Annotated in this window: 22 protein-coding genes; 2 read left to right on the forward strand and 20 right to left on the reverse strand. The window is 36.7% G+C overall.

Features of this window, described 5'->3' with window-relative positions:
* Positions 1-11: 11 nt before the first annotated feature.
* Entirely contained in the window at positions 12-1319 is a 1308-nt protein-coding gene (locus tag DEAC_RS08805; protein WP_047809664.1) for a VTT domain-containing protein, read from the reverse strand.
* 550 nt (positions 1320-1869) lie between these two features.
* On the reverse strand, positions 1870-3087 hold the full coding sequence (locus tag DEAC_RS08810) for a transposase (RefSeq protein ID WP_242847107.1): 1218 nt from the start codon (positions 3085-3087) through the stop codon (positions 1870-1872).
* Between the two features lie 145 nt (positions 3088-3232).
* On the opposite strand from DEAC_RS08810, the gene istA reads away from it, so the two are divergent.
* Positions 3233-4036 carry an IS21 family transposase gene (gene istA, locus DEAC_RS08815; RefSeq protein WP_282434442.1) on the forward strand — a complete coding sequence of 268 codons (804 nt, stop codon included), beginning with the start codon at positions 3233-3235 and terminating at the stop codon, positions 4034-4036.
* Entirely contained in the window at positions 4020-4787 is a 768-nt protein-coding gene (gene istB, locus DEAC_RS08820; protein WP_047809665.1) for an IS21-like element helper ATPase IstB, read from the forward strand. The genes istA and istB overlap by 17 nt, the downstream gene beginning before the upstream one ends.
* 293 nt (positions 4788-5080) lie before the next feature.
* Here istB and DEAC_RS08825 read toward each other — a convergent pair whose 3' ends face one another.
* The 18 genes from DEAC_RS08825 to DEAC_RS08910 form a co-directional block, all read right to left on the reverse strand.
* A complete protein-coding gene (locus DEAC_RS08825) occupies positions 5081-5401 on the reverse strand; it encodes a response regulator transcription factor (protein WP_242847108.1) in 321 nt (106 codons plus the stop codon).
* Between the two features lie 44 nt (positions 5402-5445).
* Positions 5446-6531 carry a hypothetical protein gene (locus tag DEAC_RS08830; protein ID WP_047809666.1) on the reverse strand — a complete coding sequence of 362 codons (1086 nt, stop codon included), beginning with the start codon at positions 6529-6531 and terminating at the stop codon, positions 5446-5448.
* 186 nt (positions 6532-6717) lie between these two features.
* A complete protein-coding gene (locus tag DEAC_RS22165; protein WP_053006348.1) occupies positions 6718-7395 on the reverse strand; it encodes a hypothetical protein in 678 nt (225 codons plus the stop codon).
* A gap of 528 nt (positions 7396-7923) precedes the next feature.
* On the reverse strand, positions 7924-9759 hold the full coding sequence (locus DEAC_RS08840) for a hypothetical protein (protein ID WP_047809667.1): 1836 nt from the start codon (positions 9757-9759) through the stop codon (positions 7924-7926).
* A 735-nt stretch (positions 9760-10494) separates the two neighbouring features.
* A complete protein-coding gene (locus DEAC_RS08850) occupies positions 10495-10860 on the reverse strand; it encodes a hypothetical protein (protein WP_152671374.1) in 366 nt (121 codons plus the stop codon).
* Positions 10861-11190: 330 nt separating this feature from the next.
* Complete coding sequence (locus DEAC_RS08855; protein ID WP_047809670.1) at positions 11191-11877, reverse strand: response regulator transcription factor; 687 nt, start codon at positions 11875-11877, stop codon at positions 11191-11193.
* Entirely contained in the window at positions 11861-14053 is a 2193-nt protein-coding gene (locus DEAC_RS08860) for a sensor histidine kinase (RefSeq protein ID WP_242847109.1), read from the reverse strand. The genes DEAC_RS08855 and DEAC_RS08860 overlap by 17 nt, the downstream gene beginning before the upstream one ends.
* Positions 14054-14231: 178 nt before the next feature.
* Positions 14232-15197 carry a polyprenyl synthetase family protein gene (locus DEAC_RS08865; RefSeq protein WP_047809672.1) on the reverse strand — a complete coding sequence of 322 codons (966 nt, stop codon included), beginning with the start codon at positions 15195-15197 and terminating at the stop codon, positions 14232-14234.
* 6 nt (positions 15198-15203) lie between these two features.
* Positions 15204-15386, reverse strand: a complete 183-nt coding sequence (locus DEAC_RS08870) for a hypothetical protein (protein ID WP_047809673.1) — start codon at positions 15384-15386, stop codon at positions 15204-15206.
* A 228-nt stretch (positions 15387-15614) separates the two neighbouring features.
* Positions 15615-15791, reverse strand: a complete 177-nt coding sequence (locus tag DEAC_RS23515) for a hypothetical protein (protein WP_207642580.1) — start codon at positions 15789-15791, stop codon at positions 15615-15617.
* A gap of 107 nt (positions 15792-15898) precedes the next feature.
* Positions 15899-16411, reverse strand: a complete 513-nt coding sequence (locus DEAC_RS08875) for a CBO0543 family protein (protein ID WP_047809674.1) — start codon at positions 16409-16411, stop codon at positions 15899-15901.
* Between the two features lie 79 nt (positions 16412-16490).
* The gene (locus tag DEAC_RS08880; protein WP_053006349.1) at positions 16491-17540 is read right to left on the reverse strand and encodes a recombinase family protein; all 1050 of its coding nucleotides are present in this window, start codon (positions 17538-17540) and stop codon (positions 16491-16493) included.
* A 191-nt stretch (positions 17541-17731) separates the two neighbouring features.
* Entirely contained in the window at positions 17732-18475 is a 744-nt protein-coding gene (gene sigK, locus DEAC_RS08885; RefSeq protein WP_047809675.1) for an RNA polymerase sporulation sigma factor SigK, read from the reverse strand.
* A gap of 116 nt (positions 18476-18591) precedes the next feature.
* On the reverse strand, positions 18592-19599 hold the full coding sequence (gene galE, locus DEAC_RS08890) for a UDP-glucose 4-epimerase GalE (protein WP_047809676.1): 1008 nt from the start codon (positions 19597-19599) through the stop codon (positions 18592-18594).
* A 110-nt stretch (positions 19600-19709) separates the two neighbouring features.
* Positions 19710-20060 carry a DUF2304 domain-containing protein gene (locus DEAC_RS08895; protein WP_047809677.1) on the reverse strand — a complete coding sequence of 117 codons (351 nt, stop codon included), beginning with the start codon at positions 20058-20060 and terminating at the stop codon, positions 19710-19712.
* Positions 20057-20758, reverse strand: coding sequence for a glycosyltransferase family 2 protein (locus tag DEAC_RS08900; RefSeq protein WP_242847111.1), 702 nt, complete (start codon positions 20756-20758; stop codon positions 20057-20059). Before DEAC_RS08900 ends, DEAC_RS08895 begins: the two co-directional genes overlap by 4 nt.
* A gap of 277 nt (positions 20759-21035) precedes the next feature.
* Positions 21036-23435, reverse strand: coding sequence for a choice-of-anchor A family protein (locus DEAC_RS22170; RefSeq protein ID WP_053006350.1), 2400 nt, complete (start codon positions 23433-23435; stop codon positions 21036-21038).
* Between the two features lie 115 nt (positions 23436-23550).
* The gene (locus tag DEAC_RS08910; protein ID WP_047809679.1) at positions 23551-25506 is read right to left on the reverse strand and encodes a hypothetical protein; all 1956 of its coding nucleotides are present in this window, start codon (positions 25504-25506) and stop codon (positions 23551-23553) included.
* Positions 25507-25537: the final 31 nt, after the last annotated feature.

Consider the following 25537-nt stretch of genomic DNA (forward strand, 5'->3'; position numbering starts at 1 on the left):
GAAGCTATAATTTAATTTAATTTAATTTTCCGTGTTTTATTGCCCGGCATATTCCTATATAGCAGGAACTCATAAACGAATATACAAGTATATGTCCACAGGCCGCTGACTGTTAAAGCTGTGACCATGGCGCTTGGTGTATGAATCCGCAGATAAACAGGACTTAGTCCTAAGAAAAATACTAGCAGAAACCCTGCAATCAGAATCCAAAGTCGATGGTACCAGGTTATTTTTCGTGCTAAAACATAGCAAAGAACTGCATAAAATGATAAACTACCCAGTAAAAAACCAGTATTTGGAGCTTGAAAGGGTATGAGGTTTTCAAAGATACTTACGTTCTCACCCCGGAAAATGAATCGAAAAAAATAATCAACCAAAGTTCCTCCGCCCCAGGCAAGACTAAGGGGAAGAACATGAATCCATTGCTTAGTTTTATACCAAAAGCCAAATAAAGCAACTAAAAAGACACTTAATATCACAATATGAGTACTCAAAGCATTAATTTGCTGCATTAAGTGGATCATCCAGAGTGGAGAAGCCAGTTCCAGGCCGGAAGCGACCATTTGATCAAATTCAGCAACGTCGTTCGTCACAAAATCTTGAATTAGACTCATTAAAAAGACAAAAAGTCCCACAAATGTTACAGAACCTATAATAATAAATAATCGCAGCTTGCCTAACGAACGATAATTACTGGTTAGACGCAAAAACTCCCCAGACAGCCAAGCTCCCCATCGTTCATGATTCTTATACAACCGATAAAAGATTAAAAAGAGAACAGCTGCAATCACTCCAAGCAGGATAGAATAACGATGGATGATCGGAAGAATAGTTTTCCATTGACTGCCCAGAGTCCTGCCTAACAGGATAAATACGCTTGCCCAGGAAATTGCCCCGATATAGGAATATAGTGCAAAATCCCGATAATTTAAGCGGCTTAAACCGGCAATATAGCCAGACAGATGACGTACTCCAGGTATAAAATATCCTGCCGTCAGAAGTTTACCACCATGTTGATGGTACCAACTAAGCACCTTTTCCAAGCGCTGACTTCCCGCATGTTTTCTTAGATATACCAATACGTTTGCTTCGAAAAATCGTCCCAGAAAATAAGCAATAGTAATCCCTGTTATACTTCCGATAGCTGATGAAATAATTGCTAAAAGTGGATTGATCTTACCTGAAAAACTCATATAACCAATAAATGTCAGAAGGAATTCATCTGGAAGCGGCAGGCCTAATATTGAAACCAACAGAATTATAAACAATCCTAAATAACCATATTGCGTAACGATATGAATTAATAATGTCGAAGACATGGGTAACTCCTTCCTTGTGGCACATTCTGCGCCTTATCAAATTACAGATTTGCAACGGTCCCTATGTTTAAAATCTCCTCTTTTATTAAGATGGTTTTTTGTCCGATAATCACGAACATGCATAATATGACGAAAAAGCTCATTAATAACACTAGTTTATCCTAACAAGATTAAAAGACCATGAAAATAATATTTCCTTATTCATAACTATTTCAGTCTTATGAAGTCATAAAGAAAACGAGGCCAAAGCATTTGCTGCTATAGCCTCGTTTTTATTGAATACAAATTTCTAAAAGTAAGTGTCAATGTCCCTTGGAGTAAACATCGACCTTAGGAACCTAAAACGGCTATTTCCTGAGTCTGATTAATCGTCCCCGCTTTGACTAAGCCATCTAACACCAGCGATTTAGCTTTTGTAGGATTCCAACCGATCTTAATTGAAGTATTCTCTTAGTATGTATTATATCTACACTATTTACTTATTTTAACTATTCCGAGGATACGTCTCCCCTTACCCCAAAATTACACTTCATTTCTAATTGCCTAATCTTTATGAGCTGCTAAAAACCAGTTCATCTTTATACTTCATTAGATATAGGCCTTTTAATAAAAGCCTTACCATTTCTCGTTGAGTTGTAAAATGATCTCTCAGCCGCCTTACTAAGAACAGCTGCGTAATATTCGATGAAATAAAGATCAAATTGAGCACTGCTTCTACGGCATTCCCATCGTGCACAAAACAATGCTCTAAGCCACATTCACTTTTCAGGTTGTTAAAGATTGAGTTCTCTATATCCCAACGTGCTCTAATTATTTTGAACAAGGTCTTAAGCGCCATATCATTACATGTCGTTACGATCATAATCTGTGTGCGCTTCTTGTCCTTATGTTTCATTGCAAATTTTACAAAGCGCAAGGGTTGCTCAACATTGTCCATCGTAAATATTGACTCATAAACTTCAACTTTCTCAAATCCTCTTTCATCTTCCCATACATCAACTGTCTTGGACTTATTTGTCTTCTTTCTTGCTGACCGCAAACTCTTATTATTATTGTTTTTTGCTCGGACAATTGTACCGATGCCGAGATTTTTGCAGTGGTTAATCCAAACTGAATTACAGGCAAGGGCATCATAAACGACAACATCCATTAATCGTTTTTGGCTTTTCATGATGCTTGAAAGCAGCCTTTTCGCAACGTTCAGCTCACCCTCATCCTTTGAAGCAGAATCTTCTCCGGGCCTGTACATTTCAAAGCCAATCACCAGTTTGGGACCTTTACCTACTGTTGATATGACAGCGCCACTATGGAAACTATGGATCTTATTGCCTTTGGTATTTTTCAAGCATTCTGGACAGCTTTTCTTATTACTACCGAAGAATTTTGTGCCATCGATGGCAACCACAGTATATCCATCAATCGTTCCATTATCGAAAACTTTATTCTCAACGGCTGTTTTTACGATATTCTGATTGACTTGTTTTAGTCCATCTATATCCATTACTTTAAGTGTATCTCTAATAGCATCAATCTTTGGCAATTTTGTCCCCCGGGGAAACAGTTTGCTGAACTCATTATTCTTTATCATGAAATTCAGTTCATTAAAGCTTTTTATCCTGAGTAAGAAGCCCAAAAGTACCGGTAGAATAACCTGACTAGTTCTGTAAGTCGGGTTAACTCTTCCGTCAGAAAGTTTATTTAAACCATGTTCGAGATGATAAACATTTTTCATGTATCTCACTAATTTTACAAAGTAATTCTTTCGCATTTCATCCTCTCTTCCAATCTGATTTTAGCAGGAAGCAAGAGAGAGAAAAAGTCCGAATTTGATACACTTCTGAAATCTTTAATATTACCAGTGAGATCAATAGTTTAATTGTGGCAGAGGCTAAACTGCTGGAAAAAAGCACTATATTGAAGGATGGTCAATTCGAAGGATCAGTCGAAATTTAGACGTCTCCCGCCAGTCTGTACGCAAAGCCCTCAAAGATTCTAATATACCGCAATACAACCTTACTAAGAAAAGGACCTCACCCGTTTTAGAGCCCTATAAAGAACTTATCCGAGAATGGTTAACTCAAGATCAAACTGCACCTCCTAAACAACGTCACACGGCAAGGAGAATTTATAGCCGCCTGAGAGATGACTATGGTTTTACCGGTGGTGAATCCACGGTTAGATCGTTTGTCCAGAAAGAAAAGAATCAACATCTTGAAATGTTCATGCCTTTAAGTGCCGATTGGGGCGAACAAGCTCAAGTCGATTGGGGACGAGCCAAAGTCTATCTTCATGGCAAGTTAACTGAGGTTTCGCTATTTTGCCTCCGGATGAAAGCGAGCCTAGTCCCCTTCGTATGGGCTGCCCCAACCGAAAAACTAGAGGCTTTTCTTGAAGGCCATAAAAGGGCATTTGAATGGTTAGGCGGGGTTCCGGAACGTCTCGTTTATGACAATCCGAAGACTGCTGTCACTAAGATACTCTTGCTCAACCTGGAATACAACTTTGAAGATGTTCTCTCAGCGGTAGAAGAATGCCTAAAACAACAAACACCGACTCAAGAATCGATACGACAATTACTTAATGTGCGACTCTCAATCTCCAACGTTTCAGCAAAGAAGTCCTCCGAGTCTCCTCTAGCGACGCTTGATGTTCCTGTGGACACACCTTCTAAATTCAACCATCTAATGGGAGGGATGACACATGACGGAGCTGCTTGATGCTAAGGAAGCCGTGGTGGACATCTACTGCAAACAACTTAAGCTTCCCGGGTTAAAGACCCATTTTCGAGACTTGACCCGAGATGCCATGACCGAAAACCAAACTCCAATCTCCTTTTTAGCAGCAGCATTAGCTAAAGAAGTGGAGATACGAGCCCAGAAACGACTAACAACTCGATTAAAACAATCTAGAATCTCCGAGATAAAAACAATCGAAGGATTCGACTTTACAAGTATCCCGAAGGTCCCTAAGCACAAGATCATTTCACTAGCTGAGTGCAAATTCGTTAGAAGCCGGGAAAACCTTATTTGTGTCGGTCAATCGGGAACAGGAAAATCTCACATAGCCGTAGCCATCGGTGTTTCAGCCATTCAACAAGGTTATAGAGTTCGTTTCATTAAAGTGAGCGACCTGATCCAGGAACTATTAAAAGCTGAAAGTGAGTACCGATTACCCCGCTATCTTAAAACTTGGAACAAGTTTGACCTCGTGATCTTAGATGAATTAGGCTACATTAACCTTGGTTCGGGCAGTCCATTACTTTTTCAATTCTGCTCGGAGCGTTATGAGCATGGCAGCCTTGTCATAACCACAAATTTAGAATTTGGTCGTTGGGGGGAAGTGTTTGGAGATAATGCCTTAACTGTGGCATTACTAGATCGGATAACTCATCATGCTCATGTTATCCCGTTCATCGGTGAATCCTATCGGTTTAAGGAAAGCAAGGAAAAACTTGAACTAGGAAATTAAGTAACGAAAAGAACCGCCTTGGGGTGGTCAATTTTTCGGCTGTCACGGTGGTCAACTTTTCGCTTGACACTACTACTTGTCAAATGATTAAATAAATCTTACTCACCCCCCCAATTTAGACTATATTTGTTATTTTTATCCTTATAGCCAATATTACTTTACTATAATCAAAATACTTTTGCACCGAAAAAATGTTACGGGATACCACAATTATTTTTGCGGTATCCCTCAATTGAATTTATAGAGCTTACACTTAAAAAGAACCTCGCGGCTCTTGAATATTTTTACGTTATCTATATGAAGTCCTCATTTGGAATAACCCCAAGTTGTTTAGCTTCAAATATTGCTTCTGATCTCGATCGAACATTCAATTTCCCAAAAATCCGAGTCAAATTATATTCAACGGCACGCTGACTTATTAACAAATAATCTGCAATTTCCTTGTTACCCTTACCTCTGGCAACTTCTTTAAGGATCGATAGCTCCTTCTTGTCGAACGATACTCCTTTTAGGTCGTGGTCGTTTAGTTTCCTGCTATTATCCACTGCGGTTTTCCGCCAGTTTGCTCTTGGAGGGAATTTCCTTATGATGAACAGTAGAATCATTTCCAACATTCTTTGAGCTCTTTGCTTACTTTTACCACTTCTAATTCCCATTGTCACTTATCTAATACAACATAGTTAATGATCGTTTTATTATTGGCACTCCATATTTCTTTAGATTGTTTGGTTTGTAGATCGTAGTAGAATATGGTGTTTGGCACTTTTGTATAGCCCCCATTATTTACGAAAGATTTCGCATCAGGTTTTGTTGCTAAATACAAAAACCCCTTACCATCTGCGGAAAATCTTGCATTTTCAATTTCCCGATATTGATCTGAGCTTTTTAATACTTGTTTTATTTCCCCTGTTTCTACGTTTTGGGTACAAACGATATTTTTTTTGCTGTGACTATCGTCTAACCATTCCGTATTTATAGAAAATAATAGAAGTCTCGCATCCGGCGACAAGGATATATCAGTCACAAAATCATTTATTGGTTTACATTCCTTCACGATATTTCCATTTTCATCATAGATAGTGATATTACGCTGAGCCGGTTCTAAAGACAGTTGGTTCTTACTCGCTTTATCCATTTTATTAATGTTTTCTGCTTTAGAATATGTAGCAACTGCCACCAATTTTTTATCTTTACATAAGTCAAAATTCAAAACTTCTATATCCTTATCATTATTTCCGAATACATCCATTTTCTCCGTTTTTAAATTATATACTGCCAATTCCGAGTTATCATGATTCTTTCGTAAAATTCGCATAAATAGTTTCGACGTCTCATTATCAATATCTAAGTATTCAACAAGAACAGTGTCGTTTTTTTCTAGGCTTGTAAGCTGAATTTCTTTCCGTGACGCTAGATTATACCGGAACAACTGTACGAATTTTCCACTAGAATCTCGTTTAGGATAATATAAATTACCATCATCTGACAACACATTTGGAGTAAATGCTCCTGGAGTAATTTGAGTTTTTAGCAAATCTGTCTGCTTTGTATTAGTATTCAGTTTATATAAACTAATATCTGCATTTGTTTCAAAACATGAAAGCGACAGCATTTGAGCAGTATTTTTTGGGGCAATATTATTACTTGAGACCTTCACTGAATTACATCCGGTAGCTATTATTATACTTAGTATCGAAATAACAGATAAACCAACAAGGGCGTTAAAACGAATATCTTTAAACATTAGTATCATTCCTTTCACGTAGTCAGGGAACAAAAACTCAAACAATCCCATTGTTACACTTTTTATACTGCACGTAATTTCCATGATTAAGTATAAATCTAGGAAAACAGAGAATCCATTATATCTCTGCCTCCTAGATTTATTTCAATTACTTGGGCTTAATTTAGATAGTTATTGAATTGCTAATTAACTATGGACATAGTGCCCTTGAAATACTCCGGTTGAAAGCGAAAAGCCATAATCTTGGAACGCCGCAGGCAGTAAGTCCACTATATGGTTATAGTGCCACAAATTACCGCAATCTTGCTTATTAAAATACGCCAATCTTCCAGTTGATGAACAAGTTAACTTTATTTGTGTATTTCTTGCACAGTTATCATTATACATATCTGTCGCACAACTATAATAGCCTAACGTATCGCCATACTGTCCAGTCCCACCCGAATACCATGTAACTCCACCAGTTGGTGATGTATATGCGGTTAAAGGAGAAATAACAGCAGTAGCGTTATTAGTATAAATAACCCCGTTAATTGTTATTTTTGTAGGCTCCCCTAAACCATCATAGTATACTTCCATACCTGCTTGAGGTGAGGGTAACGTGATCTTATTCAATGTTATTTTAGATGAAACATTTTTATCGAGAACGACTGTTTTACCATCTTTACCTACATAACCATCTTTTAGAATAACCATATTATTACTCTTATCATATTCAATTATCGTACCCGGTTTCATTTGAGAAGGTATTGTACTAATTTTAGAACTGGTTGAACCATTTGCGGCAAAGGCTGGCATTGCTAAAAATGTTGTTAAGACTAAAGATAAGCTCAAAAATAAACCCAGAAAATTACTTTTCTTCATAATAATTTCACTCCTTAATTATTATTTGACTAGGAATAACATTTAATATAAATTCCCTTCCCTTTCTTTAAATCTCCCTTGCACAAATATCCCCATCAGGTGTACTATTAAAAGGCCTACTATTTTGTGTAGGGGCTAACGCCTCCAGATCATTTGTTACTTTGCGGGTATTGATGATCTGAGGGCGTCTTTATTTAAATGCGATAGCATTTAAATACTTTTCATAATTCTCAAAATTATGATCTAATATATGGTAGTATTGGATATTTTATTATTTAATTGCTTTTATTATAACGTATAGCAATAATTTCAACCACGTACCAAAGTACAGGTTTCATTAAAAAAATACCTGTACTTTAGTACAGGTATTAAATCGTACAGGCTTAACTAAGACGTGTTGCTGTGTCTTTTATTTTCTGGTTATCCAAACTTCTTATAATATTTATTTTAATGTTATTCATTCATATTCTTCGACATCTCTTTCCAAGCAGCAGCCGCCTTTGTTTTGGGTTCAATTCTTTAAAGGATTTAATTCCAAAACACCTGATATCTATGGGTTCCACTCAATGTTATAATTTTTGTTTTAGTAAAAAAATTATAATTTTGATTGTCTAGCATAACCTTCTTAATATATCCAAACCCCATATCACCTAAATCAATAGTACCTGATCCAGTTACCTTACTGAAGCATATGGTTTTGGCATTAACATTTACGTCAACAAGGTCCCTGTCGAAAAATGGCATATTTGAAACTAATCCAAAAACACCTATTGGCAAGTCATTCTGCCAGTCAATCGATACTCCTGCACTTGGATGGATACTATTAAACAGAATATACGTAGGTAAGTAAAATATCTGTGCCATGTAGCTAGGGGACCCATATTTCAAATCAAAGCCATAAGGCGGTTGAGTTTCTGTTATATCCACATAACCATTAGGTTCATTAATGTTATCCCCAACCTTTGAATGATCAAGAAACTTATTAATAACTCTATTGCTTATTAATCTATAAATTGAGTTGCCTGATTCTTGGCTTAATAATTCCATACCTAACGGGAACTGTATGGCAGCATAATTTAATTGAGAAGTGCTATCGCTTCCCCAGTATTCACCGGTTTGTCCATTCAACTGGTGAGGAACCATATTATTTTTTAAACCGAAGCCTGACACAAAAATATTATTAGCATGTTCCAAACTACTTTGATATAATATCCCTTTTGGTTGGTCTAGTACTTTTTCCGCCTCAAGCAAAGTTCCGATAAACAAGCCATACATAGTTTCTACGGTTTGAGCACTTGGAGTTCCGTCTAAATGTGTCATATATCTAAATCCACCACCATTAAAATTTTTATCCCATATGTGTTCAACTAATGAAGATGAGTAGGTATTTAGAATTTCTATAATATCTTTATCTTTAGTTACTTGGTATGCTAAAGTTAATGCTCTAATGTATGCTCCACCCATATCATCATACCGAAAATCAGAATAAGGGTACAAATTCTTACCAGGTTTATTTATTTTTACGTCCCACACCTCGGGAATTAGATTGTTTGATTTATCACGACACTTCCAAACTGCTTTTAAAATGTCTAGTGCTTTTTGCTTATATTGCAGTTTGGAAGGATCCGTTTTATAAGCTATGAGTAAAGACTGTGCACAATTAGAACAATTTTGCCCAAGTTGAGTTTCATAACTGGTTCCTATCGTGAACGCCTCTTTTCCTGAAAGAGTATTTACTTGATACCAGGTTAAGTTGTTGCTAGGATTAATGCCATAAGTAATAAGAGCGTTCGTTAATTTATACATTAAAGGTAAATACTTCTTATCCTCGTGAGCCAAAAAAGCAACTGTTTGTACTGCCTGCAGTTGGCCTTTTCCACCTAAATAAGTATTTGGATTAGTCGATATTTCTCCTTTATTTGGAAAAGTAGGGATTAATCCAGTACTTGGCAAGATCGTACTCAAATAATCGGCATTTCTTTTAACAACATCTAAATATTTTAAATCACCCGTTGCCTGAAAAGTGGCCATTAGGGAAAAACTCGTATCGAAGTACGTATCGTCGGAAGATGTTTTAGTTTGATAATTATACATTTTAAAAATACCTGAATCCTTTGAACATGAAAATTCATAACCGGAAAAGGCATAATTTAGGGCATCTAAAGAATCCATGAATGTAAGTTTTTCTTCTGAAGAATCAGATACATTATTATTTTTTGATACTGACGATTCGTATGTAGTTTTCTCTTTAACGGGAGAGACACTAGGTATGTTACCTACAGTTACAGTTAACGTTAGTCCTATAGATGCAATTGTTATTAGAAAAATAAGTGTTAATCTTCTATATAACTTGTTAATTTTCACATTTAACCCCCTGCGACGAAATAGTTTTGCTTTTATACAAACATAGTGAAGTTTTAGTATAAGTACACGTCATATCTCTTAATGCTCAGCAAATAGTATTGAATATAGGTTTTAGTTTTAATGATCTACTAAGACTAAGCCAAGGATCTGATGCTATGATGCTCTATCTTTTAAACATATAAAAACGCTCGCACTGCTTACCCAAGACAGTATCCTATCCTAGCAGGATTTGCCCCAGTCCAAATACAAATCCACCATTATTTACTACAATTGCCTCAAAATTCTCCATTCTAAGTAGTTGGTAATAATTCCTATTAAACAGTAAGTTTTGCATACATAAAAACGGAAACGCCCAAAACGCTCCCGACCAGTTAAATACGTTGCGGCATTTCATATGAATGCCTCAAAGTTTTTATCCGAAGCAAAAAAACAAAAGCACAGGCAGAATTACTTCGCTTGTGCAACAAGTTGGGCTAACTCTTCCGTCAGAAAGCCTATTCAAACCGTGTTCGAGGTAGTGAGCATACTTCATATAGTTTACTAATTTTGCGAAATAGTTCTTTCTCATTTCATTCTCTCTTTCCCCATAATTTTAGTAGAAAGAAAGTACTGACAGAAACTCCGAATTTGATGCATGTAAGTGAGGAAAATGTCTGTAATATCAAAGTTTTGACTGTGGTAGAGACTAAAACTGCTGTGGCCCTACTCTTAGATTTGTATCTTCCAAGCGAATTGTTATTTATTTAGCACTTCATAATTAGTGATGGTTTTATTATTAACACTCCATAATTCTTTAGATTGTTCTGTTTGTAGATCATAGTAAAATAAGGTATTTTGTGTTTTGGTATATCCTCCGTCATTTATAAAAGATTTGGCGTCAGGTTTTATTGCCAAAAAATAGAATCCCTTTCCATCTGCAGAATACTTTGCATTTTTAATCCCCTGAAATTGTTCGGAACTGATTAATATTTGTTTTCCTTCTCCTGTTTTAGTGTTCTGTAATAAAAAGATATTTTTTTTGCCCTGACCATTATTTAACCACTCCGTACTTATAGATATTATCAAATTACTTGCATCCGACGACAAAGATATATCATCCACGAAATCCCTGATTGGCTTATATTCCTTAACTATATTTCCGTCTTCATCATCTGAGGGCGTCTTTATTTAAATGCGATAGCATCTAAATACTTTTCATATTTCGCAAAATTATGATCTAATATATGGTAGTATTAGATATTTTGTTATTTAATTGCTTTTATTAGATTATAACGTATAGCAATAATTTCAACCACGTACCAAAGTACAGGTTTCATTAAAAAAATACCTGTACTTTAGTACAGGTATTAAATCGTACAGGCTTAACTAAGACGTGTTGCTGTGTCTTTTATTTTCTGGTTATCCAAACTTCTTATAATATTTATTTTAATGTTATTCATTCTTATTCTTCGACATCTCTTTCCAAGCAGCAGCCGCCTTTGATCGGGATTTTACACCGAATTTATGAAGTATATTGCTTGTGTGAAATTTTACCGTTCTAATGGTAATACCTAAAGCTAAGGAAATTTCCTGATTGTTTAAACCCTTTATTATGTGATTCATTATTTCCGCTTCTCTGCCAGACAGTACTTTATCGTTTGGTTTTGGCGTTATACTTTGCTGATCATCATTGTTATCTACAACCTCCACCTTTAGAAAATGCGCCAAGCCTTTTGAAAAGTATTCTTTTCCCTCTACTACATAATGAATAGCCTCAATCATTTCTGTTTTGTTACATTCTTTAAGCAGAAATCCCTGAACTCCTTTCTGCAGTGATTTTGTAAGATACCCTTCTGGATTCAGGCCTGTAAGCATAATTATTTTCACTTCGGGGTGAATCGATTTAATATCATCAATTAAATTAATACCTGAACAATCCGGCAAACTTATATCAAGTAAAATAACATCTGGCGCCGTTGATTTTAAGAGATTCAGGCATTGGACTCCATCATTTGCGATTCCCACTATCTCCAGAATTGTTTCCGACGACAGCAAGGACACGGTTCCTTCCACAAAAAGAGTATGGTCATCGACTATTAATATTTTCAGCATTTTAGACTTCTCATTGTCCAATGCCATCTTTCATATCTTCCTCTCTTATTGGAATTGTAGCTTTAAGGATCGTACCCTGATAAACTGCAGAACTGATTTGCAGTTCTCCGCCTAAACCTTCGAGCCTTTCTTTCATTCCAACTAACCCAAAATGATTACTGGATAATTGCCAGTCCTCTAATTTAGTAACATCCAATCCCTTGCCAAAATCTCTTATCATTAATTCAAGCTTAGAGTAGTTTAACTCAATTTTAAGAGTTATCTTACTGGAACCAGAGTGCTTTATTGCGTTCGTTATTCCTTCCTGTAGAAAGCGATAAGCTACCAGTTCTACGTCTCCTTTCAAACGCACCCTGTCACTAAAACCGGCCATTTCTAGGGAAATTATCACAGACTCATGTTCCATTTTTTCTTCGCACAGCGTTTGGACGGCATAAAACAATCCTAAATCCGTTAAAGTTTGAGGACGTAAATCACTACAAATTGAGCGTAGTTCAAAATTTAAATTACTTATTACTTCCCGCATATGCTTAATAGCTTGGGGCGCTTTGTTAACTTTATCGTTTAGACATTCTTCTTCGATATCATCTAGCCATCGATTCAGGTCTAGCGCTAACTGTAATGATCCATCGTGAAGATCCTGAGCTAATGCTTTTTTCTCTTGTTCAAAGTTCTTAAAGAAGAGACTGTTTACTCGCTGTAACGATTGAATTTTCCGTTGGTAACTCTGCAATTGTTGAGTAAGGGACTTCACTTCTTCTGACAATTCTTTAATAAGTAACGTAGTTATGAGCCGCTGAGCTAATTGACTTAATATTAAAGTAATAGTAGGTAATTCATCGCGTTCAAATTTGATATGTGAATATCGATGGCCTAAAAATATTCCGCAAGTAAACTCATTTGTCCTATACAAACTATAAATTTCAGCAGGCAACTCATCTGAGAGTATTCTTGCTTCTGAGTGGATCTTTGGATCTGTTTTGTAATATTCTACGAGTTTAACTTGCTCACTTGGTTTTTGGGAAAATAGGCCTTCAGATTTCTTGAAATAGTTTCCATTACCATGTTCTATGATTGCAAAGACTCCTTCAATAGCCAGGCTTTTAGCCACCTCTTCTAATATCTGTTCTTCTTCTTTAATTGAACTAAGTCTTTGGTTTAATTCGAGGATTCGTTTCTTAAGAGCCAGTTTTTCACCTAAAAATAAATTGTTTTTTAAGAATCGATTTATCGCAGCTCTTATCAAACCAAAACAAAGAATGAATATCATAATTAATGATAACGTCGAAAGATACAAGGCAAAATTTAGAGTCTTTATAATCCTTAAAACAAAGAGTAAATACGATATGATTAAGCTCATTAGTGCTCCAGCTAGGACATAAGAAATCAGTGACCAAATAATCCTTCGGCTGTCCGGTAAATATTTATTGACTATGGCATAATACCAGGTAGCCGGAATAACGGAAATAAACAAGGAACTAACCTGGGCATTCATTATCGGTTGAAAGCCAAAGACAGCGGGAATTGCCGTCAAAAGAACGAATGGTGAGAACCCTATCGCCATGCCCAGTAATAGAATATTCGTCTGGTTTTTTTCCGGTTTATCTTTAGACAACTTTAATATGTTACATAAATTCCAGAGTGTGAAAAGAACTCCAATGCTAACTGTTACTAACACCAGTTTTCTTAATGGACTAATAAATTGGACAATACCGACAGACTGTAGCACAGTTACGATTAATATGATTACCGACATTACTGTTAACATAAGGCGGCCTAATTGATTTATACGGTTTAAATTTTCATATGCAAAATTCGAGATAAAATTATTTATAAAAATAGGTACTGCCGCAAAAATTATGTACTCTAATTCCCTAGCCAATATTAAATCACGGCTCGAAGCCGGAGCCAGGACGAAAGCCAAACCGATAATCCAGTTCATCCAAAATAAATCACGAGCTTGAACCAGAAAAGGACGTCGTAACCAAGTTATAAATCCTAAAACCCAAAAAATGAATCCCAGGATTAAAAAAGAAATATCGCTCAGTGTACTCTGAAAAAGTGGAAGCTCAGGTATGTTAATCAACTGAACGGTTGACATGTCAGGTCTACGGACTTCGAGAGTTGATGCCCCTTCCACCTCACTCCATATTTGAACAGAGCTGCTTTTACCAGGATCATCATGATTGATCTTTAAAATCAAATCCCCGTCACGTACGCCTGATTTGTACCCCTGGCCGACAGAATCACTGTAAGTCACGATCCATTGTCCATTGACGCTCTCAAGATCAAGACCGACGTAGGGGTGGTTATTGATAGCTACAGAATACACCAACAACAATAAGAGAAAGGCGGCACTCGCATAATAATATGCTTGCCGCCTAAATATTTTCTTTAACAAGTTTGATCATCTTCTCTTTGCGTTTTTCCGGAACAGAAATTGCTTGAATGATTTCCATTGACTTTTGCCGGAATAGTTCGTACATCACTCTGCCGTAATGTACTGCTCCTTCATCAAGGGTTAATTGTTGTAAATTGCCTTGTTCTTCCTTCCCGAACCTTTCTAATACGTTGCCTTTCAGCTGGGTTAGTTCTTTGAACTGTTTGGCTTGTTTACCTTTGAGAATGTTCAAAAGATAGACATACGGCAAAGTTTTTTTATGATTAACAAAATCCTTTTTCTTATCGAAGTCTAAAAAGTCGTTTATATCATTCCTGATTTGACTCATGATACCCAGGTATGTCCCAAACTGATTTAATTGAAGCACCAACGATTCTGACCCACCACCTAAGGTCGCGCCGATTTTACAGGCACAGGCCGTTAAACTTCCTGACTTATGCTTGACTAGCTCAAAATATTGGTCAAGCGTAACCTGCTCACGAGTATCAAACAAAGCGTCTTGGAGTTGACCATCACTACACGTTATCCACATATGGCTTAGAATTTGGCCAATTTCCCTGTAGAGTCTGCTATCTCTATCATCAGGTAACATCGAAATAGCCTCATAGCTTAACATACTTAAACAGCTAGCAAGGTTTAGAGCGTGAGCTGTGGGGATTTGGCGCCACGGTAAGTCATCATGATCCTGATCTTGAATATCATCAAAAATATCAATCGCCAGTGCAGATAATTCCATGGCAATTGCGCCTGGCAACGCATCTTCAAACACTCCGCTTACACACTCACAATTCATGAGCGTTAAGTGTGCCCATTGAAATAGTTCACCAGTCTCGCTGTCGGCGTTCAAGGAGGAATTAATCATAGCGATCATTTCGGAACTAAGTTGAGCACTCGTCAGGATTTTATTAATTCCGGCAGTAATAGCTTGATCAAGCTGAAGCTTCATCCCCTTTTATCCCCAAAAATGTAGTGGTATAGTACCAAGCGTTATGTCTTCTCCCGATACCTCGAAATCAGAAAGAACCTTTTTAATGACCGTGGCCTCATGGGAATTTATTTGTGTAGATGCCAAGCTGTTGTTATGAGCATTTTTGACTGAATCATGAACAATTTTAGCAATATCATTGTAATTCATTTTCAAGCACCCTTTCTTTAATCATTAATTTAATTCCTTACCATATATAACTATTATTTCATTTATTTCTTCTTAGTCCTATCCTTTTCCTGCTACAATATTTAGCAAATGCTGTCGAATGCTTTTTCATAATAAAACCTTATCGAATAGTTAAGTTGCCGCTTCATATATTCAATGTTTCGCAACACCGATGAAATCCATAATTGACCTCGACTTGTTTTTCGACTATCACAGTATCTCTCTCACCTCCAACCCCACCTTAAGTATAAACACCACCTCAACCATCGACTCTACTCTAACCTTCTCAACCAACTTCCGGAATAAGTCCCCATCAAACCTATCCAGTGCCTCGCCATCCAGATAAGCCTTGAATTCTTCTGCCAATAAAAAGAGTGTCACAGCCACTAAAAAATTAGTTTTGCGACACTCCTAAAACTAAGAGACGATATCGTAACAATTCAGTTTTAAATATACATGAAGTGTGACTATGACAACCTCTAAAAGCATTTTATTTACTTCATTTGTGATATTGGAATCTGAAAAGAAAGAAAAATTGTTGTACCCAGTATCAGAGCGATAACCCACGCCATGGGAGGATATTTTTGGTGGATAATCATCATTGGCAAAAATACTAAATCAAATGCAGTAGACCACCAAACATTCCATCCATTACTATATTTATAGTATCCTAACATCGACATAACAAGTTCAATTATTCCCGCTCCTACCAGCCAAAAAAACAAATATAGACCTCGCTCTGACCGTGGTTTACTTTTAGGATAGTTAGAAAGAAAGAGCAGGCCCATTGCTGGAAAGGTTAGCAAATCAGTTATTAAATGATTAAAAGTTACGTTCATTATTGGTGAAGTTAGCTCCCATAATGGATGGTTATATGTGAGCACGAAATAAATTAGTTCCCCGGTTACCCCAAACAATATTGTAGAATAATAGTTTCGCCAATCACGCCAATGTCCCCATTTGTAAGCAGAAATTATCCAGATAAAGATTTTTATCAATCTGATCATCTTATCTTCGCTTTCTATAAACTTGACTAGTTTATATTATTTCCGCGTTGCGATAAATTATCTAGTTTTATTGCGTCCCTTATAAAATCTCCTTTACCTCTAACCCCACCTTAAGCACGAACTCCACCTCAACCATCGATTCCACTCTAACCTTCTCAACCAACTTCCGGAATAAGTCCCCATCAAACCTATCCAGTGCCTCGCCATCCAGATAAGCCTTGAATTCTTCAACCAACCTGCCCTTCCACGCTCTCTCGGACTCATCAGTCTTCATTCTTTGACTATGCGCCTGCAACCTTTCAATTTCAGCAGTTGAATATTCCTGATTATTCCGCACCGCATCAATCAACTCTTGCTGAAGTTCAGCTATCTTTGCATCGATAGCCTCGAAGTCAAACTCAGGTCCACTAGTTTCTTCTATTATAATGGCCTCTTTATTGGTGATGATCCGATTCATCGCCCGCACAAACGCCTTCTCCAAAGCTTTATCCTTAACAGCCTTCATATCACAATCGCCGCCCGTTTGATGGTTAATACATATCCAAACAATCTGCAGATTCTTACCGCTTCCCCATTTGCTGCGCCGAAATTTACTACCGCAATTCCCGCAAAACAACTTGCCGGAAAAAGCGTAGTCACTTGTGAATTTGCTTTTCCCAGTCTTAGAATACCCCCGCAGGTTTGACCGCCTTTCAAACTCAGCCTGCACTGCCGCAAACTCTTCCTTAGAAACAATAGCTTCATGACTATCCTCAACATAATACTGGGCTGCGTGTCCAGTATTTATCACACGCTTTTTGGTCAAAAAATCCAAGGTGTAGGTTTTTTGGAGCAGCGCATCTCCCATATACTTCACATTTTTTAGTATCCCAACGACGGTGCTATCATACCACTTTGTACCACCAGCGCCAGTGATTACTCCATCTTTTTGCAGGTTACTGGCTATTTTATATGGGCTCTTGCCATCAAGAAACTCCCGATATATCCGGCGAACAGTCTCGGCTTCCTCGGGTGCTATAATTAACTGGCCCTGTTCATCCTTGGTATACCCGAGAAATTTGTTATGGTTAACTAAAACCTTTCCCTCTTGAAACCTGTAACTAATACCCATCTTCGTAATCTGCGACAAGTTGGAACTCTCTTCTTGTTACGTCCGCGGAAACATAACTGACGACCTTCACATTTGAGTGAGTTACCTTGTATAACTGATTCTTTGTTAACCTGAAGTGTCCTATTGCAAAGCCCTTCAATGGCCTCGTTCACGAATTTAATGAAGTTTAATCATTATATTTCCCATTCCCATATCTACCCATATCGTTATTATTTCGGATCAATCCTCTTCATCTCTTCCATCAGCTTTTGAATCGCCTTTTTTTCTATCCTTGACACGTAAGACCGTGATATCTCCAGAACTTTTGCAATCTCACGCTGGGTCCGCTTAGGGCTGTTCATGAGCCCATAGCGCAATTGAAGCACCATTTTCTCCCTCTTGGTAAGTTTTTTGACGAGCTCCAATAACGCTTTCTGCTCCGAAGCATTTTCAACTCTAATTGAAATATCCTCTTCATTAGAACCCAGAACATCAATGAGAGAAATCTCGTTTCCTTCTTTATCCATGCCAATAGGATCGTATATAGACACTTCCCCTCGGGATTTCTTCAAGGATCTCAGATGCATCAAAATTTCGTTTTCAATACACCGGGCCGCATAAGTTGCCAGCTTGGTCCCCTTCCCGGGATCAAAGGTGTTGATGCCTTTAATTAAACCAATGGTTCCAATGGAGATCAGATCATCCCCATCCTCTCCCGTTCCGTCAAATTTTTTGACAAGATGAGCCACTAAGCGCAAATTATGTTCTACAAGCGTATTACGCGCGTGCTCCACCTCACGAGTCATTGTAAAGGGCTGCGTTGATTTGCTTTTGCTTAAAATTGATAAACATCGAGCTTCTTCATGCTCGCTCAATGGTTGGGGAAAAGCATTATTATTAATATAAGAAACTAGTAAGGTTACGCCTTTGAGAACGGATAGAGCAATTGCAGCCAGCAAAAATTCAGTGAACACCCTCTCACCCCTTTCGAACCATGTTCATAACTATGCTCGAAAAAGATGAATTGTGCTTTTCCACTAAATAATATAAGGAAAAACCAATGATTAAACGCGTAATATTACTATGTCGATTAAGATTTTAAACTTGAGTTTAACAGGAATCTCCAAGAATCAATACACATTTCTCTAAGTCCTCGGCTAGGAGTCCATCCTAATTCAGTTTTTGCTTTATGCGCATCAGCATAACATTCCGCAATATCACCAGAACGACGGGGAGCCAGTTTGTAATTTACCTTTTGTCCTGTTACCTTTTCAAAGGTTTGAACTACTTCTAAAACACTATACCCATTACCAGTCCCTAAGTTATAAACGTGTACTCCTGGGTCGGTCATAATTTTTTGAAGAGCTTTTAAATGCCCTTGGCTAAGATCCATCACATGAATGTAATCGCGGATACCTGTTCCGTCCTTTGTAGGATAATCATTACCGAACACGCTTAGTGTTTCTAGCCTTCCTGCAGCTACTCTAACGAGATAGGGCATAAGGTTATTAGGGACACCATTTGGGTCTTCTCCAATGAGCCCAGTTGGATGCGCCCCAATTGGATTAAAATATCGAAGTAAGGCGATGCTCCATTCGTTATCAGACCTGTAGAGATCGCTCAGAACATTCTCGATTATAACTTTGCTATACCCGTAAGGGTTTGTGCCTGATAAAGGAGAATCTTCTTCAATAGGGACCTTTTTCGGGATTCCATAAACGGTGGCTGATGAACTAAAGACTAGTCGTTTTACTTTGTAATTATCCATGACTTCACAAAGAGTTAACGTACCACAAACATTATTATGATAGTATTTGAGTGGAAATTGTATGGATTCTCTCAAAACCTTAAGCCCAGCAAAATGTATGACTGCATCAATCTGGTTATCGTCAAAAACGTTTTCTAAAGCTAATTTATCTAAAAGATCTATGTGATAAAATTTAAAGTTTTTATTAGTAATTTGTTGTATTCGATTGAGTACCTCTGGCTTAGAGTTACTAAAATTATCTATAATTACTATCTCGTATCCGCTATTTAAGAGTTCTACACAAGTATGACTTCCGATGTAGCCAGCTCCTCCCGTGATCAATATTCTCATAACAAACCTCCCAGAGTAAGGTAAACCTCCTTAAATGAATAGAATAAACTATTAATGTTGCTAATCCAAAGATATTCGAAAGTTACAGCTCGTATGGCAAATGCTAATACCTATTGATCTAAGTAAGTTTTATCTTCTTTTATGTAAAGCTTAAGCAAACCAATTTCTTGTGTTAATCTTGTAGTTCGATCAGTTATTTTTGTTATTGTAATGGTAAGATAGTATATATAAATGATTAAAAACAGAATAGCACATAAGAAAATAAAAGAAGGTCCATAATCTATCCCCATAATATGGGCAAATCTATCCCAAAACTTCACTGTCAAAGGAATAAAAATTATGATAGCAACTAGAATTAGCCATAAAAAAGCATAAAAAAAATGAAGTTTATGCTTTCTAACCGCCAATATGGTCACAAATGCAAAAATAATCCCAAAACTTAATGAGAAATTGTAAATCAAATTTGCTTCACCCTACCCTTTGACTCACCAATTAACAGAACTGTACCTACTTTAATCATATACCAGATTGATTTAATTAATGTTATTGAAGAATGACCATATTTTCTTTCGCGCATTTTTACTGGAACTTCATTAATCTTAAACCCTCTTCGATTTAACTGTGTAATTACTTCAACCTCTGGAAAATCCGTAGGATAATTATTAGCAAACTCATTAATTACTTTAGAGTTTATAGCACGAAAGCCCGAAGTAGGATCGGTAAACACCTTACCAGTTAGAAATTTAAGCATAAATTTGAAGATATTCGTGCCCATACGACGTGCTCGACTTGATATAAACCCATCTTTGTCTATATATCGAGATCCTATTACTAGATCAGAGGTTTCAAGTTGTTTTAATAATAAAGGTATCTGGCTCGGGTCATGTTGACCATCTCCATCAACTTGTATTGCTACTTTAAAATCACGACATTTTGCATATAAAAACCCTGTTTGCATTGCACCTCCAATCCCTAAATTCAAGGGCAAAGAAACTACTTTTGCGCCCGCATTCAAAGCAACTGAATATGTATTGTCGGTGGATCCATCATCAATTACTAATATCTCTGATTGAGGTAGGAATTGTTTTATTTCCATTATTACATTAGCAATTCCTCGCGCTTCATTCCATGACGGGATGATTACCAAAATCTTATCCAACATCAAGCCTCCAGTTTCAGAACAGGGTTTCCTTAAATTCAAGTGGATATGAAATAGATGTAATAACATTTCGACAGAATTTCTAGAAATCCTTTTAAATTTAACCAGTTTTTTTCTATTGTGGTATATTTTTGTTAATGCTAAAAGACCTTGAAGAGATAAACTTCGATAATATAAAACGACAAATTAGACATAATGAGTTGCAAAGTTGATTAAACCTCTTGCAACTCATTAATTAATCTTAATAATCTCGATATAATTTCACCCACAATATCAATCACAGTTTTGGAATAAGCCGTTTTATAACATTGTTTAAGGTATCGGATATATAAACGTTACCATTTCTGTCAACAGCAACGCCTTTAGGCCAATTAAGCCTAGCTGATGTTGCATCTGCCATATCACTGCTATTTCCTAGATAACCATCACCAGCAATGGTAATTATTTCACCCGTTGAATGCATAACCTTTCTTATCCTCTGATTACTTGAATCAGCTATATATAAATTATCTGCTTCATCAATAGCAACATCATAAGGATAAAATAGAGATGCCTCGACAGCACTACTGTCGTCACCAATTCCTTCTGCAGTTGTACTATTAGTTGGCAATTTACCCCCTCCAGCTACTGTTGTTATTATTCCAGTATTTAAATCAATTTTTCGTATCCTGTGGTTAAATGTATCAGCAACATACAGATTACCCACGCTGTCAAAGGCCAAACCAATGGGATTATTTAAAGTAGCTTCTTTGGCAGGGCCTCCATCTCCCGAAAAGCCGCCTATTCCCGCCTGTCCAGCAATCGTTATAATATTAGTCCAATCACTTGAAATTCTTCTAATAATGTCGTTTTGGGTATCAGCAATGTATAAATTCCCCTTTTTATCAATAGCAATACCCTGGGGTGTATTGAATTTTGCTTTTAATGGATTTCCTCCACCATCTGAGTAACTACCCGAAGAACCAGGTTCTAAAACTCCTGCAATGGTTCTTAAATTACCTGATTCATCAATCATCCGTATTATATGATTATCTGTATCAAGAAAGTAAATATATTTACCACACGGACTTACTGCTACATCCATCGGTTCATACATTCCCTGCCCGTGAGCAGATCCTTGGTAATCAGTAGGTGTATACCCGTTATCTTTTCCATTCCCCGTTATGGTTGACATGTTTGTACTTCCATTTGAAAATACTACTTTTCTAATACTCCCATTTTTTTCATCTGCAATATAAAGTGTTTCATTACTATCAACTGAGAGACCTCGAGGTCCATAGACCTCACCGCTAGTAGCCGGGGAAAAAGTTTTTGGATCTGAAGAACCCTCGTCGCCATTAAATCCACCTATACTTGTTCCGACGTAATTAACAATTGAATAATTAGTTGCAGCAAATCTCGGATCAGAAGGATTAGGGGGGGGATTGTCATTACAACCCTGCCCTGGACTATTCGTGCTAGTTACCGTAACCGTGACTGTTGCCGTTGCTGTTCCGCCTTTTCCATCACCTATCGTATAGGTGAAACTGTCGGTTCCTTCATAGTTTGTTTCTGGTGTGTATTTGACCGTGTTGTCTGGGTTTATGCTTACACTGCCATGACTTCCCTGCGTTACATCCGTTACTGTGAGGGGATCGTTATCGGGGTCCCGATCATTTCCTAAAACATTTATAGTTATTGCGGTATTTTCTGGCGTTGTCTCCGCATCATTTTCGGCAATCGGATTACTATTAACTGGCGAAGACGTAGGTAAGCATCCAGTAAAAGGGATATCATGAAATTCCCATCCGTTTGAATTATCTGCCAATAATTCTTTTACAATAAACCTTCCTTGAACATTACCACACCCGCTGGATATCCACGTAGCTTTTGGAGCAAGTATAGAGCCATGAACTGTATAACCAGTAAGTTTTGTGGCTTCATAGAAATTCCATACCAATTTCTCATTACCCCATACTTTTCCATTAGGTTCGCTGCCATTAATAAACATACTATTGTTTTTAAAACCTAAATTATCTCCACTTACATTCATAAGAATTGTTGAATTATTAGGCACGTTTATATGTATTTCCAAGTCCTTCAGGCTTTTCCCACTGCCAAATACATTTGTTCCGTCAAAAGTAAAAACATTTAATGTCTTGTTGTCTCCTGTTAAATCTAATTCGCCCCAGGGAGCAACATTGTGGCTACAGCTATTATCAGGAAGTTGGGCACATTTCCCAGACAAATCATTCAAATAACTTTTTGCTTGGTCGAAATCAATAACTTTTGAACAGATAACCGAAGTACCCTTCCTATTTTGCCAGATATTGTATCCATTGGTTTGAAGTCCATCTCCGTAAACAGTATTTCCGCTTTGATTTATTAAATTTCCATTTAATGTAAAATTTCCTCCTACGAGGATATCTGCTTCTGTTGGATTATTCAGCTGCGATCCTACCGTAAAATTACCTAAGGTTGCATTTCCGCCGATGGCAATTCTTCCTTCAGAATCAGCCCCATTTTTGATCGCATCCTCTAAAATAAAAACATTAAAATCATTCGCTACCCCAAAATTTGTTGATTGATCATAATTACCAAGATAATTAACACCAGATGCGTACGCAATTTTGTATTGCACCAACAATTGCAACGATAGGAACAGGATCAATAAAACAGCTAAAAGTTTTCGATGCATCTTATAATTCAACCCCTCAAATAAACATTTTCACAAAATACTATAAAATAAAGCAACAAGTTTTGGGAGTAAAATACTAGTTTAACTTTTCTATTAAAAACAAGTTACAAAAAGCTCAGAAACCCCAAATTCTTCTAAAGTTATCCTCAGATGTTCTACTCAGACTAATGTGATATACCTCTATAAAATCATCTTTATAATAAATGCTTAAGTTTTGATGGGCTGTTCTATATGTTTCAATCCATTTTTCAATTGCTTCATAGTTTTTAAGCCGCTCTTTATAAAGTGCCTCATTGATATACATACCATTGCTAAATAATTTCTTTTGCACAAAGATAAAGTAATCCGATACGAACGGTTCTTCTTGATTAACCTCCTTTCTAAAAGTCAGTGTTCTAGGATCATATAGATTTAAAAAATTACTTATGTTAATATACCCTCCCTTTCCCAAAGCGATATAGTAGCCTTCCTCTTCAGAAACCATAACCCATTCCGAATTGCAATACTCATCACATATCCGTAGATATTGGTTAATTTCTTGATCGTACTGTATCTTAAAAGGCTGTGGTAGGGAAGGCCTGCTAAAAAGTATTATAGTAACCATGGCCATGAAGCAAATACAGTATTCCAGGATATGAATCGGAGTGTATTTCTCAAAATTATCCTGGATTAATCCTAGCAAAAGTCCAACACCTATTGACGCTAATAACGTCCAAAAAACCCCAAATACAAATGTTAAATTCAAATTATCTATATTTATTCCGATATATCGATACAACAATAGGGATGATATGCCTAATATAAATAGAACAAAAGCAACAATTCTTTCATGAATTTCTTTGTTTTGTAATATTGCAACCAGCAGAAATAATATAAAACCAAGAATTGCAATCTCGTCAATAATTCCAAATTTTTTTATACTAGGAATTAAATTAAAAGTAAGTAAATCAGCTGCCTTAACGTCTGACTTTTTACCAAGGAGCAACGAAACTATAATTTGCAATAGTGTTACTATCCCAGATCCAAAAGATACTAAAAATAAATCTCTCGAAGCTAGTCTGGAATTACCAGCATCAAATATTAAATATGATAAAATCAAAAATAAAAACATGCTCCACGAAAGAATATAAATATATGTATTGACATATCCGTTTATTAACATGGCCGCGGCGACTGTCCACAAGTACCGCTTTTCATGAGTTTTCATAAAGGAAATAGCAAAATACCAAGACAGAAATAGAAAAATGATCCCAAACACTAACGAATTTGTTGATCCTTGACTTTGCCAGTCAGGGGATAGGGCGCTGCCCAAAACTCCAAAAACAAAAGCGCTAAGAATTCCGGACAATTTTTTGCCTGTAACTTTTTCCATAAAAAAATACATTGATAAAGTCGCTAGAACTCCATTTAGTGGACCAGTATATTTCAAAATATAAAGAGCATCGCAACCAGCAAACTTATGCAAAATTGAGAGAAAAATTTCAAAACCCTGCGGACTTATTCCATGTACAAACATACTTTGATCAATATACTTCATCCGAGCCAATGTAACATAATCTGTCATCGCAGGGGCTGCATGCTGTAAAGTATCAGAAAATGTTAAATAACTTGTATATCCCAGAACAAATAATAGCAAGAAACTGTTTGCAACATCTATACCAGTTATTTTTTCAAGGTTATTTGCAACTTTCTTTCTTAAATCCAAAACGAAATGGCGAATAAAATCAGTTGTATTGGGTATACCGTCTAAGAAATCGTAAAGATGAATGAGTATCCGAGATTTCATCTCCACTAAAGCATTTATTCTGTAGTTTTTAGGCAACCTTAAGAAAACAACAAATATTAATAATGTTAAAATTAGTGAAATAGCCTCATATAACTTTAATAGCAGCAAAAGATAACCTAATGAAATTAATATCGCTACCATAAAGATATAACGTGTAAATATCTTTGCTAAAAAACTGTCATCTATATCAGGGAAGAAAAATATAGGTAATATAATTGAAATCGTCATAAAAGTAAAGAACCAACGTGTAAACCCCAGAAATTGTGCCCTGATTACAATTTCCAATTAAACATTCCCTCGTCCTTTTCTTATATTA

Source organism: Desulfosporosinus acididurans (assembly GCF_001029285.1).
GTDB classification, from domain to species: domain Bacteria; phylum Bacillota; class Desulfitobacteriia; order Desulfitobacteriales; family Desulfitobacteriaceae; genus Desulfosporosinus; species Desulfosporosinus acididurans.

What these genes read in the sequence shown, in the direction of transcription:
- DEAC_RS08805 (WP_047809664.1), bottom strand. Translation starts at nt 1,319, where the DNA reads ATGTCTTCGACATTATTAATTCATATCGTTACGCAATATGGTTATTTA.
- DEAC_RS08810 (WP_242847107.1), bottom strand. Translation starts at nt 3,087, where the DNA reads ATGCGAAAGAATTACTTTGTAAAATTAGTGAGATACATGAAAAATGTT.
- istB (WP_047809665.1), top strand. Translation starts at nt 4,020, where the DNA reads ATGACGGAGCTGCTTGATGCTAAGGAAGCCGTGGTGGACATCTACTGC.
- DEAC_RS08825 (WP_242847108.1), bottom strand. Translation starts at nt 5,401, where the DNA reads ATGTTGGAAATGATTCTACTGTTCATCATAAGGAAATTCCCTCCAAGA.
- DEAC_RS08830 (WP_047809666.1), bottom strand. Translation starts at nt 6,531, where the DNA reads ATGTTTAAAGATATTCGTTTTAACGCCCTTGTTGGTTTATCTGTTATT.
- DEAC_RS22165 (WP_053006348.1), bottom strand. Translation starts at nt 7,395, where the DNA reads ATGAAGAAAAGTAATTTTCTGGGTTTATTTTTGAGCTTATCTTTAGTC.
- DEAC_RS08855 (WP_047809670.1), bottom strand. Translation starts at nt 11,877, where the DNA reads ATGGCATTGGACAATGAGAAGTCTAAAATGCTGAAAATATTAATAGTC.
- DEAC_RS08865 (WP_047809672.1), bottom strand. Translation starts at nt 15,197, where the DNA reads ATGAAGCTTCAGCTTGATCAAGCTATTACTGCCGGAATTAATAAAATC.
- DEAC_RS08870 (WP_047809673.1), bottom strand. Translation starts at nt 15,386, where the DNA reads ATGAATTACAATGATATTGCTAAAATTGTTCATGATTCAGTCAAAAAT.
- DEAC_RS08875 (WP_047809674.1), bottom strand. Translation starts at nt 16,411, where the DNA reads ATGATCAGATTGATAAAAATCTTTATCTGGATAATTTCTGCTTACAAA.
- galE (WP_047809676.1), bottom strand. Translation starts at nt 19,599, where the DNA reads ATGAGAATATTGATCACGGGAGGAGCTGGCTACATCGGAAGTCATACT.
- DEAC_RS22170 (WP_053006350.1), bottom strand. Translation starts at nt 23,435, where the DNA reads ATGCATCGAAAACTTTTAGCTGTTTTATTGATCCTGTTCCTATCGTTG.